The organism is Salmonella sp. SAL00672, assembly GCF_046552175.1.
Lineage (GTDB): Bacteria > Pseudomonadota > Gammaproteobacteria > Enterobacterales > Enterobacteriaceae > Salmonella > Salmonella enterica.
Genome location: NZ_JBGDUQ010000002.1, coordinates 603,446 through 615,432 on the forward strand (window position 1 = coordinate 603,446; position 11,987 = coordinate 615,432).

Below are 11,987 nucleotides of genomic sequence, written 5' to 3' on the forward strand. Positions count from 1 at the left end.
ATAGAGTACTCGGCTACGAACCGAGCGGTCGGAGGTTCGAATCCTCCCGGATGCACCATCTCTTACTTGATACGGCTTTCACCGCGGTATCAATATCGGCAGTAAAGCAAGTTTTCCGATGCATCCGTAGCTCAGCTGGATAGAGTACTCGGCTACGAACCGAGCGGTCGGAGGTTCGAATCCTCCCGGATGCACCATATTCTCCGTACTTTCAGTGATGAAGATACGGATAAGATAGCGGTAATCACCGCTGGCACCAGGAAGGATAACGTTGCGTCAGCAACGGCCCGAAGGGCGAGCCGTAAGGCGAGTAATCCTCCCGGATGCACCATCTTATTTAGTGTGGCAGTAAATGCGACATCAAATCTTGTAGTAAACATCATTTCCAATGCATCCGTAGCTCAGCTGGATAGAGTACTCGGCTACGAACCGAGCGGTCGGAGGTTCGAATCCTCCCGGATGCACCATATTCTCCGTACTTTCAGCAATGCAGATAAGATAGCGGTAATCACCGCTGGCACCAGGAAGGATAACGTTGCGTCAGCAACGGCCCATAAGGTGAATAATCCTCCCGGCTACGTCACTGCCCCGCAATCGCTTTTCCCCTTATCCTGAATATACCTCTTCATCTCTATTAGCGACAAAATCAACCAATTGCGATAAAGTACTGTCTGGTTATTCGGTTTGCGAGAACACGATGTACGCACGTTATGCTGGTTTGATTTTTGATATGGACGGTACTCTCCTGGATACCGAACCCACGCATCGCAAAGCGTGGCGTGAGGTTTTGGGGCGCTATGGTCTTCGTTTTGATGAACAGGCAATGGTCGCACTTAACGGTTCGCCAACCTGGCTTATCGCCCAGTCAATCATTGAGCTTAACCATGCCGATCTTGATCCCCTGTCACTGGCGCGTGAGAAAACCGACGCGGTAAAAAGCATCCTGCTGGACTGCGTAGAACCGCTGCCGCTGGTTGAGGTGGTCAAAGCGTGGCATGGGCGGCGTCCCATGTCGGTCGGTACCGGTAGCGAAAGCGCTATCGCGGAAGCCTTGTTAGCGCATCTGGGGCTGCGTCGTTATTTTGATGCGGTTGTGGCGGCAGATCACGTACAGCATCACAAACCTGCGCCTGACACCTTCCTACTGTGCGCCCAGCGGATGGGCGTCATGCCGACGCAGTGCGTGGTATTTGAAGATGCCGATTTTGGTTTACAGGCGGCGCGGGCGGCGGGAATGGATGCCGTGGATGTCCGACTATTGTGAGTGACGGACTGTCGCTCCTGTCTCTGTTTGCCAGTAGTTTTCTCAGCGCGACGCTGTTACCCGGTAATTCTGAGGTGGTTTTGGTTGCTATGCTGGTCTCCGGCGTCAGCCATCCCTGGGTCTTAGTCTTAACAGCAACAATGGGTAATAGCCTTGGAGGGGTAACTAACGTTATTCTTGGGCGTTTCTTTCCGCTGCGCAAAACGTCGCGCTGGCAGGAAAAAGCGACTGGCTGGCTAAAGCGTTATGGCGCAGCCACACTATTATTAAGCTGGATGCCGGTCATCGGTGATTTGTTGTGCCTGTTAGCGGGATGGATGCGCATCCCGTGGGGGCGGACGATCTTTTTTTTGTGTCTTGGTAAGGCGCTGCGCTATGTTGCGCTCGCAGCGGCGACGGTTCAGGGCATGATGTGGTGGTAATAATTGTAGGTTTGGCATGTATGGCCGCCATTACAGTTATGCTTATTAAAACGATTTGGACAGGCGGGAGGTCAATTTGATCCCGGACGTATCACAGGCTCTGGCCTGGCTGGAAAAACATCCTCAGGCGTTAAAGGGGATACAGCGCGGGTTAGAGCGCGAAACGCTGCGTGTCAATGCTGATGGCACGCTGGCGACAACAGGTCATCCTGAAGCGTTAGGTTCAGCGCTGACCCATAAATGGATTACCACGGATTTTGCGGAAGCCCTACTGGAGTTTATTACGCCAGTCGATGGCGATATCCAGCATATGCTCACTTTTATGCGCGATCTCCATCGGTATACGGCCAGGAAACTGGGCGATGAGCGGATGTGGCCATTAAGTATGCCCTGCTATATTGCGGAAGGGCAGGACATAGAGCTGGCGCAGTACGGCACATCCAATACCGGGCGTTTTAAGACGCTCTATCGCGAAGGGCTGAAAAATCGTTATGGCGCTTTGATGCAAACCATCTCCGGCGTACATTACAATTTTTCATTACCGATGGCGTTCTGGCAGGCGAAATGCGGCGTTACGGAAGGCGAAGCGGCAAAAGAAAAAATTTCTGCCGGCTATTTTCGTCTGATTCGCAACTATTACCGTTTTGGCTGGGTCATCCCCTATCTATTTGGCGCGTCTCCGGCCATTTGTTCCTCTTTCCTGCAAGGAAAGCCAACCACATTACCGTTTGAAAAAACGGACTGCGGCATGTACTACCTGCCGTATGCGACGTCGCTGCGTTTGAGTGATTTGGGCTATACCAATAAGTCGCAAAGCAATCTCGGAATTACGTTTAACGATTTGCATGAGTATGTGGCAGGTCTGAAGCGGGCGATTAAAACCCCTTCCGAGGAGTACGCGCGGATTGGTGTGGAAAAAGACGGTAAGCGGCTACAGATTAACAGCAACGTTCTGCAAATTGAAAATGAGCTGTACGCGCCCATTCGTCCCAAGCGCGTGACGCGCAGCGGCGAATCGCCTTCTGACGCGCTTCTGCGTGGTGGTATTGAGTATATTGAAGTTCGTTCTCTCGATATTAACCCGTTCTCACCGATCGGCGTAGACGAGCAACAGGTGCGCTTCCTCGATCTGTTTATGGTCTGGTGCGTATTGGCCGATGCGCCGGAAATGAGTAGCGATGAGCTGTTATGTACGCGTACAAACTGGAATCGCGTTATTCTGGAAGGGCGTAAGCCGGGCCTGACGTTAGGCATTGGCTGTGAAACTGCGCAGTTCCCGCTGCCCAAAGTAGGGAAAGATCTCTTCCGCGATCTGAAACGCGTGGCGCAAACGCTGGACAGTATCCACGGGGGAGAGGAGTATCAAAAGGTGTGTGACGAGTTGGTCGCCTGCTTTGATAATCCTGAACTGACATTCTCCGCCCGGATCTTACGGTCTATGATTGATGAAGGCATTGGCGGCACCGGGAAAGCGTTCGGTGAGGCTTACCGTAATCTGTTACGCGAAGAGCCGCTGGAGATTTTACAGGAAGAAGAGTTTATTGCTGAACGTGACGCTTCAGTACGTCGTCAGCAGGAGATTGAGGCGGCGGATACCGAGCCGTTTGCCGCGTGGCTTGCAAAACACGCCTGACCCAAAAGAAAAAGGCCACTCACGGAGTGGCCAAAATTTCATCGCTGAAAACAGGGATGATGATAACAAATGCGCGTCTTTCATATACTCAGACTCGCCCCGGAACAAAGAGTTCAGTTTATTTTTAAAAAATTATCGGAGGTGACTAAATGCCATTATTAGATAGCTTCGCAGTCGATCATACCCGGATGCAAGCGCCGGCGGTCCGGGTTGCAAAAACGATGAACACCCCGCATGGCGACGCAATCACCGTGTTTGATCTGCGTTTTTGCATTCCGAACAAAGAAGTGATGCCGGAAAAAGGGATTCATACGCTTGAGCATCTGTTTGCTGGCTTTATGCGCGACCACCTCAACGGTAACGGCGTTGAGATTATCGATATCTCGCCGATGGGCTGCCGCACCGGCTTTTACATGAGCCTGATTGGCACGCCGGACGAGCAGCGTGTTGCCGACGCCTGGAAAGCGGCGATGGCGGATGTGCTGAAAGTGCAGGATCAAAACCAGATCCCGGAGCTGAACGTTTACCAGTGCGGTACGTATCAGATGCACTCGCTCAGTGAAGCGCAGGACATTGCCCGTCATATTCTGGAGCGTGATGTGCGCGTGAACAGCAATAAAGAGCTGGCGCTGCCGAAAGAAAAACTGCAGGAATTGCATATTTAGTCTTATTGGTAAGCGGTTCCAGTATTTAAATTAACCCCGGTTTATGGCCGGGGTTTTTTATTGCTTAATATAATTTGCGTTTATTATATTTGCGGCGAGAATACATTTTAAATTAAGTAATGCCTGGCCTGTTAAATAATAAAATGTGATCTGGTAAACAGAAAAGGCGGATAACTCACGATGCCAGAGTGTATTGATCACATAAACTAAAAATCATAAATAATTAATAGAAAAACATAATGGAATGCGCCAGATATCCAGGTAATAACAAGACTCTACTAATAGCCGGTCGATGGGGTTTTTAGCAAATCTTATCTGGTATACATCAAACTTAAGGGATAAAAAATGAAGGCTAAATATTTGGCGCTGATGATCGGTGCTTGCTTTTCTCATAACCTTTGGGCAGCGAATAATATCACTATTGAGCAGCGTCTGGCTGAACTGGAGCAACGTGTTGTTAATGCTGAAAAACGGGCATCCGATGCCGAGGCGCAAATTCGCTCGTTGAAACAGCAGCAGGTCGCCGCTACGCCGACGGTGAATGTCCAGTCCGCCGAGCCCATTGCAGCAGATAAAACGCCGCCGAAGCTGACCTTATCCGGATTCAGCGATATTAAGTTCTATGGCGATGTCGAATTTAATATGGATGCGGCAAGCCGTTCCGGTAGCCTGACCTCGATGAGAACGTCAGCGAATAAAGATTGGGCATCAGGAACCAATGAACGCTGGGATATTAACGGACGCCTGTTGCTGGGCTTTGATGGCTACCAGCGGCTGGACAACGGTAATTTTGCCGGATTCTCTGTACAGCCTCTGGCGGACCTGACCGGAAAAATGAACCTTGATGATGCCGTTTTCTTCTTTGGTCGTGAGAATGACTGGAAAATTAAGGTTGGTCGTTTTGAAGCCTACGATATGTTCCCGCTGAATCAGGATACGTTTATTGAATATTCGGGGAATACAGCGAACGATCTTTACAGTGACGGTTACGGCTATATCTATATGATGAAAGAAGGACGGGGACGTAGCGACAGTGGGGGTAACTTCCTGCTGAGTAAAACCATCGACAACTGGTATTTCGAAGTTAACACATTGCTGGAAAATGGCAGTACGTTATATACCGAGAAGCAGTACCACGGAATGGATTTAACCAACGATAAAAACGTGGCTTACGTCCGTCCGGTTATCGCCTGGCAAAACGGGCGTTTTTCAACGGCGATAGCGATGGAAAGTAACGTCGTTAACAACGCCTATGGCTATTATGAGAATGGGAAGTGGATCGATCAGTCAGATCGTACGGGCTATGGTTTTACCATGACCTGGAATGGTCAAAAAACTGACCCGGAAGATGGCGCAGTGATTAACCTGAATACCGCCTATATGGATGCGACCGATGAGACAGATTTTACTGCTGGGGTGAATGCGTTGTGGCATCGATTTGAACTGGGTTATATCTATGCGCATAACAAAATCGAAGCCTTTAATGCTACCAATATCGATGCCGTTTGTGAGGACGATTGCTGGGTCACCGATCCCGGCAATTATGACATTCACACTATTCATGCCTCATATTTATTCCCCAACGTGATGGATATGAAAAACTTTAACATCTACCTCGGCGCCTATGCTTCATGGGTAGAGGCCAATCCGAATAATGGCGATAACAGTGAAGATGCGCGTTACGGCGGGCGTCTGAGATTCAAATATTTCTTCTGATTGTTGGTCTACTAAAAAAGGGATCCGCAGATCCCTTTTATCAGATAGTTAGTGCGCGCCGCCACCGCCGCCGCCCGCACCGAAGGGCGGTTTGGCGAACCACACCAGGCCGAGCAGCACCAGGAAGATCCCCGCCGACATCCAGAAGATTTCGTTGGCGGAAATAATCAGCCCCTGATTCGTGATTTGCTGGGCTATCCAGCCTGACGCCTGTTGGTGCGTCATCCCTAAGCCTTCCAGTTTATCGTACATAGCCTGAGCGTTTGGATTATACGCCGTAATCGACTCCGTGAGCTGAGCATGGTGTAGCGACTCACGATCGGTCCACATAGTGGTGGTAATCGAGGTGCCGATGGAACCTGCCAGCGTTCGCGTGAAGTTCGACAGGCTTGATGCCGCCGCCAGCCGTTCTGGCGGTAACCCGGAGAGCGTAATGGTGGTCAGCGGCATAAAGAAGCAGGCGACGGCAAATCCCTGAATAAACTGCGGCCATGCGGAAGCGCCGAAATCCATACCCGGTTCGAACGTCCAGGCGCGCCAGTAAAAACAGACGGCGTACATAATGAAGCTGAACGTGACCAGCCTGCGCATATCCAGTTTATGCGCGAAGCGTCCGATAATCGGCGACAAAATTACCGGAATAATGCCGACTGGCGCCGACGCCAGACCTGCCCACGTTGCGGTATAGCCGTACACCTCTTGCAAAAGCTGCGGCAGTAGAACAATGGCGCCGAAATAGAGCATATAGGCAAGGCTGATGCACAAGCAGCCAATCGTGAAGTTACGCGATTTAAAAAGAGAAAGATCGACGATAGGGTGATCGTCGGTCAGTTCCCAGACGATCAGGAAACTGATGGCGATGACGGCGACCACGGTCAGGATGATAATTTCCTGTGAGGAGAACCAGTCCAGCTCTTTACCGCGATCGAGCATAATTTGCAGGCTGCCGATGCCAATCACCAGTAACGCCAGCCCGACGGCGTCAATACGTCGCCGTTCGGTATGCGTTTCACGTCCGCGCAGCGTGTGTAACGTCATCAGGACGACGGCGATGCCAATCGGCACGTTGATGAAGAAAATCCATCCCCAGTGGTAATTATCACTGATGTAGCCCCCCAGAATCGGGCCGCAAATCGGCGCGACAATGACGGTCATTGACCAGAGCGCCAGCGCAATGGAGCGCTTTGCAGGCGGATAGTTATTCAGCAACAGGCTTTGCGAGAGCGGAATCAGCGGCCCGGCGACCACGCCCTGCACCACGCGGAAGAAGATAAGCATATTCAGGCTGCTGGATACGCCACAGGCCCAGGAGGCCGCGGCAAAGGCGACCGTCGACCACATGAACAGTTTGACTTCGCCAAAACGTTTCGCCAGCCAGCCGGTTAAGGGAATCGAGATAGCGTTCGCCACCCCGAAAGAGGTGATAACCCATGTCCCCTGGCTTAGGGAAGAACCCAGGTTCCCGGCGATGGTCGGAATCGCCACGTTGGCAATGGTGGAGTCCAGCACCTGCATGAATGTCGCCAGCGACAGCGCGATCGTCATGATGACGAGCTGCGCGCCCTCCAGCGGTTTTTGCTGTTGCATCACACGCACCTCAGGATTAACCCGCGTTAGCCTGTACGATGTCGTCGATCAGTTTATTGACCGGCGCGAGATTAATTTCGCGTGCGTTACTTTCGGCAACCGGCGTCGTTCGTACCTGGCTGGCCAGTACCTGACCGTCGCGATTAGCGGTATCCACGGTGACCAGCGTCGATAAACCAATACGCAGCGGATGTTGTTCTAACTGGCGGGCGTCCAGTTCGACGCGTACCGGCAGACGTTGAACCACTTTAATCCAGTTACCCGTCGCATTTTGCGCGGGCAGCAGGGAGAAGGCGCTGCCTGTCCCCATATCCAGACCGACGACTTTACCGGTGTATTTTACGTCGTCGCCATAAATGTCAGTAATAATCGTCACTGGCTGCCCAATGCGCATATTCGCTAATTGGGTCTCTTTAAAGTTAGCGTCCACCCACAGATCGGTTGCAGGCACGACGGCCATCAGCGGCGTGGTGGGGCTGATCTGCGCGCCAGGCTGGACGGCGCGGCGGGAGACATAACCGGTCATTGGGCTGACGATGCGAGTACGCTCCAGCGCCAGCCAGGCGTTACGCACTTCGGTCGCCGCTTGTTGAACCGCAGGCTGATCTTCCAGATTACTGTTGAGTATCATTGCCTGGTTGGCATTGTACTGTTGAATGGCGACATCCAGCTGTGCCTGCGCGCTGGCGACGGCATCGCGGGCGTGTTGCAGTTCTTCACGGCCAATAAGATTGGCGTTACCCAGCGGCACACGACGGTTAAGGTCGCTTTGCGCTTGCGCCAGGGCGGTTTTTTGCACGTCGATATTCGCCTGCAACTGCTTGCTGTTAATCATCAACTGGTGTGTCTGGCGCACGCTGGAGGCCAGTGCCGTTTTGGCTCTTTCAAACGCTTGTTTGGCGTCAGTCTGATCGAGCGTGACCAGAACATCGCCCTCTTTTACAAAGTCGGTGTTATCAGCCCAGACTTTCGTCACGCTGCCTGACACCTGCGCCATGATTTGAACCTGGTTCCCTGCCACGTAAGCATCATCTGTCTCTTCAATATGACGCAATACTAAAAACCAATAAATTCCATATGCCACGGCAATAATAACAAAGAGCAAGGTAAGAAGTAGCAGCGCTGTTTTGCGTTTGCCTTTCTTCTTAGCCGGTTGCTGCGGGGGTTGGATCTCCGCATTTGCGCTCATGTTGTTCTCCACGATCTTATTATTCACATCGGCTGAGCCGACCTGTTGTCAGAAAGGCCAGCAGTAATGCGTGCCGGCCTGTCCGCTTTCCTGTTATTAATCTGGATTTTTGAGCGGGTCGGCGCTTTAGCGCAGCGCCTCAAGAACAGTGCCTTCCTGCTCCATTTGATCAAGACGCGTCAGGAGTTTACGAGTGATGTGCTCAAGTTGATCTTTTTCGGCTGTGCTAAGTGATGACCAGAGTTGATGCAGACAATGATGCTGAGGCGGAAGCACTTCTTGCAAAAATGCCTGGCCTTTCTCCGTTAATTGCAGATGCAGGCAACGGCGGTCGTTATCGCTCTCACGACGCTCAATCCAGCCGCGTTTTTCCAGCTCATCTGCAATGCGTGTCGCATTGGTGCGAGATGAACCCAGCGCGCAGCTTAATTCAGACGGCTGAATACTGTGGTTTTCCTGAGACTCCAGCGTAATCAACGCCATAAACAACGTCTCGTTAATCCCTTGAGCCTTCAGCATCTTATTGCGGTTTTCCAGGAGCTTGCCTTGCATGTGCATACAAAGACGAGTCAAAAGAATTTCCTGATAAGGAAAGTCTTCGTGACGGCTGGCGCGAAATTTTAGCATTTGTTCAATGGGCGTAAACGAACTATCCATTTGGGCATGACCTCATTAATTTCAGCCGATATAGTAACGACAGTGACAAATAAAGTAAATGTATTATTAATACAAAATCATTCTTTCAGGCTATAAAGCAACCAATGATACGCAGACTGAGACGCCAGCGGGAACATTGGGCCCGGTAAAGCGCCGCCTGCGGCAAATCCAGGAATGACGAGAAAAGCGTGAGTGCCTGCATGAAAAAATCAGGAGAGAACGATAAGCGGGAGGGGCGAAAGCCGGGTAAACGGCCTTACAACCCGATGCAAAAGCCACCGGAATATCACGGATAGCTATCGGTGAACGACCTTCGAATCCTTGAACGGGCGCTATTGGCCTGGGAGCAGATGGGGATGCAGGGCTTTCCATAGAATTATATTATTCTTCACCGGTATAAAAATAACCATGATAAATGAATAGCATAACCTTAACAGACTGGGGAGCTCCTTAACACCCTAAGGAGCTTAAACAAAGGTAAACGCTCACTATCCGCTTAATTTACGGCTTCCTGTCGGTGAAAACCTCGCCACCAGACCAGTAAATTAAGTAAGGCTACCGTGACACCCGCCAGACAAACGCCGGCCCAGCCAGCATGTTGCCAGGCGGAGGCGGAAATCAGCGACCCCGCGGCGCCACCGATAAAGTAGCTGGTCATATAGCCGGCGGTGAGCCGGTTACGCGCATCCGGATGCAAACGATAGATGACCGTCTGATTGGTGATATGTACCCCCTGAACGGTGAGGTCCAGTACCAGAATGCCAATAATCAGCGCCAGTACCGAGGTGTGCCCAAGCCAGATAGCCAGCCAGGAGAGTAACAGCAGCAGTAAGCCGAACGTGGTGGTGAGGTGAGATTTACCTTTATCGGCAAATCCGCCAGCCGGACGCGCGCCTAAAGCGCCGGCGGCCCCCGCCAGGCCAAACAGGCCAATCATCCCCTCGGAGTAGCTAAACGGCGGCGCGGCGAGCAAAAAGGCCATTGATGTCCAGAGGATGCTGAAATTAGCAAAGGTCAGACAGCCCAGCAGTGCGCGGGTACGCAGCAGCTTATCGTGAATAAACAGGCTGAATACAGAACCCAACAGTTGCGGGTAGTTAAGATGGGTGTCGGATTTGAGCTTTGGCAGTCCGCGCCATAACGCGACGGCCATCAGCGCCATCAGCGCCGACGCTACCCAAAATACGGTGCGCCAACCGCCGAGGTTTGCCAGCAGTCCGGCGACCGTTCGCGCCAGCAGGATCCCCAGCAACAGGCCGCTCATAATGGTGCCGACCACTTTACCGCGGGTGGCGGGCGTCGCAAGTGTGGCGGCCAGCGGAACCAGAATCTGCGCCACCACGGAGAACAGTCCGGTTAAGGCCGTTCCGAGTATCATCATGCTAAGCGACTGACTGCTGGCGGTGATCAGCATTCCGCCAGCCGCCAGCAACGTCATGGAGACAATCAGCGTTCGGCGTTCAAACATGTCGCCGAGCGGCACCAGAAACAACAGGCCAGCGGCATAGCCCAACTGCGCGGCGGTAACGATAAACCCTGCGGAGCTGGCGGAAAGCGAAAAGTGATGCGCGATGGTATCAAGCAGCGGCTGGGCGTAGTAGTTGCTGGCGACCGCCAGACCCGTGGCCACAGACATTAAAACGATCAGCGCCGGGCTAAGCCCATGAGTGGGTTTCGTCATTATGGTAATCGTGATTTAGATAATTATTTCCTGGGAAAACAATCATAGCGGATGTTGATGAATAAAGGGGAACAGTGACGTGATGAATCGTGCGCTTTGAGGAGAGATTGAATAGACCGGATAGCGGCGCATGAACTGCGCCTTATCCGGCATAAAAAACGATCTTATTTCTGCGCGGCCAGCGCTTCTTTCACCCAGCCGTCAAACTGCTGCTGGTGGGCGTTGATCCAGCCGTCCACGTGACCCTGAACATCGGCTTCAGACGATTTACCGGCATGCATCATGGCGTTCTGCGCGTTGATATCCGCCAGCGGCAGCTTCATGATGGCGAACAGTTTCGCCGCCGCCGGGTTTTTCTCCGCCCATGCCTTATTGGCGACAATATGCATGGTATTAACCGGGAACCCATAGTTCGCGCCGTTCGGCAGTTTAGTATCAATATTTTTCTGTTCGCCCGGCAGAGAGGAGAACGGCACCTGTAGCCAGACGACATCTTTACCCGGCTTCATTACGTCGCTCACCCAGTACGGGGTCCAGGTGTAATACAGCACCGGCTTGCCTTCTTTAAAACGGGTAATGGTATCAGCCATCATCGCCGCATAGTTACCGTGGCTGACCTCAACGGTTTTTTGCAGATCAAACGCTTTATTCTGGTGATTGATCACGGCTTCGCAGCCCCAGCCCGGCGAGCAGCCCATCATGTCCGCTTTTCCGTCGCCATTGGTATCGAAGATTTTGGCGATTTTCGGATCTTTTAGCTGAGCGATATTGGTGATGTTGTACTGCTCGGCGGTTTTTTTATCGATCAGATAGCCCTGCGCAGCGCCGGAGACGAAGATGCCCTCGCGGTAAAACTTTTTGTCTCCGCCTGCTGCGGCATACATATCATCATGCAGCGGCTGCCAGTTCACGGCGGTAAACGTCGCATCGCCAGAGGCGATGGAGGTATAGCCTACGTTGTAATCGACTTCACTCGGCTTATTTACGGTATAACCCAACTTTTCCAGCGCCCGGCTGACCAGTAACGTCTGGAAGGACTCTTCAGAAATCGTGCTTTGGATAGGTTGAACGGTAATGCCTTTGCCAGGCAGGTCGGCAGCGAAAGCGCTGGCGGTGACAAGGGTGGCAAACGCTGAGGCAAATATCACAGTATGTCGCATCGTTGTTCCTTTA

Annotated in this window: 10 protein-coding genes and 2 tRNA genes; 7 read left to right on the plus strand and 5 right to left on the minus strand. The window is 52.1% G+C overall.

All coding sequences use genetic code 11. From position 1 onward, the window contains the following. Window positions 1–120 precede the first annotated feature (120 nt). The 7 genes from ACLJTG_RS08710 to ACLJTG_RS08740 all read left to right on the plus strand — a co-directional run bounded on the left by ACLJTG_RS08710 (window position 121) and on the right by ACLJTG_RS08740 (window position 5,700). A tRNA-Arg gene (locus tag ACLJTG_RS08710) sits at window positions 121–197 on the plus strand. Between the two features lie 193 nt (window positions 198–390). Beyond that, window positions 391–467 (plus strand) — tRNA-Arg (locus tag ACLJTG_RS08715). 230 nt (window positions 468–697) lie between these two features. Beyond that, on the plus strand, window positions 698–1,264 hold the full coding sequence (gene yqaB, locus ACLJTG_RS08720; RefSeq protein ID WP_000271296.1) for a fructose-1-phosphate/6-phosphogluconate phosphatase: 567 nt from the start codon (window positions 698–700) through the stop codon (window positions 1,262–1,264). Beyond that, window positions 1,261–1,686, plus strand: coding sequence for a YqaA family protein (locus ACLJTG_RS08725; protein WP_001279499.1), 426 nt, complete (start codon window positions 1,261–1,263; stop codon window positions 1,684–1,686). The genes yqaB and ACLJTG_RS08725 overlap by 4 nt, the downstream gene beginning before the upstream one ends. 76 nt (window positions 1,687–1,762) lie before the next feature. Beyond that, window positions 1,763–3,319 carry a glutamate--cysteine ligase gene (gene gshA / locus ACLJTG_RS08730; RefSeq protein ID WP_000611821.1) on the plus strand — a complete coding sequence of 519 codons (1,557 nt, stop codon included), beginning with the start codon at window positions 1,763–1,765 and terminating at the stop codon, window positions 3,317–3,319. A 149-nt stretch (window positions 3,320–3,468) separates the two neighbouring features. Then, entirely contained in the window at window positions 3,469–3,984 is a 516-nt protein-coding gene (luxS, locus tag ACLJTG_RS08735; RefSeq protein WP_001130194.1) for an S-ribosylhomocysteine lyase, read from the plus strand. 345 nt (window positions 3,985–4,329) lie between these two features. Continuing rightward, window positions 4,330–5,700 carry a carbohydrate porin gene (locus ACLJTG_RS08740; RefSeq protein WP_023237386.1) on the plus strand — a complete coding sequence of 457 codons (1,371 nt, stop codon included), beginning with the start codon at window positions 4,330–4,332 and terminating at the stop codon, window positions 5,698–5,700. A 48-nt stretch (window positions 5,701–5,748) separates the two neighbouring features. On the opposite strand, the gene emrB is transcribed toward ACLJTG_RS08740, so the two are convergent. The 5 genes from emrB to proX form a co-directional block, all read right to left on the minus strand. Further along, the gene (gene emrB, locus ACLJTG_RS08745) at window positions 5,749–7,287 is read right to left on the minus strand and encodes a multidrug efflux MFS transporter permease subunit EmrB (RefSeq protein WP_001187297.1); all 1,539 of its coding nucleotides are present in this window, start codon (window positions 7,285–7,287) and stop codon (window positions 5,749–5,751) included. A 16-nt stretch (window positions 7,288–7,303) separates the two neighbouring features. Further along, complete coding sequence (emrA, locus tag ACLJTG_RS08750) at window positions 7,304–8,476, minus strand: multidrug efflux MFS transporter periplasmic adaptor subunit EmrA (RefSeq protein ID WP_001275597.1); 1,173 nt, start codon at window positions 8,474–8,476, stop codon at window positions 7,304–7,306. A 126-nt stretch (window positions 8,477–8,602) separates the two neighbouring features. Further along, complete coding sequence (gene mprA / locus ACLJTG_RS08755; protein WP_000378431.1) at window positions 8,603–9,133, minus strand: transcriptional repressor MprA; 531 nt, start codon at window positions 9,131–9,133, stop codon at window positions 8,603–8,605. Window positions 9,134–9,629: 496 nt separating this feature from the next. Next, window positions 9,630–10,814, minus strand: a complete 1,185-nt coding sequence (locus tag ACLJTG_RS08760; RefSeq protein WP_000165769.1) for an MFS transporter — start codon at window positions 10,812–10,814, stop codon at window positions 9,630–9,632. Window positions 10,815–10,978: 164 nt separating this feature from the next. Further along, window positions 10,979–11,974, minus strand: coding sequence for a glycine betaine/L-proline ABC transporter substrate-binding protein ProX (proX, locus tag ACLJTG_RS08765; RefSeq protein WP_021000684.1), 996 nt, complete (start codon window positions 11,972–11,974; stop codon window positions 10,979–10,981). Window positions 11,975–11,987 lie beyond the last annotated feature (13 nt).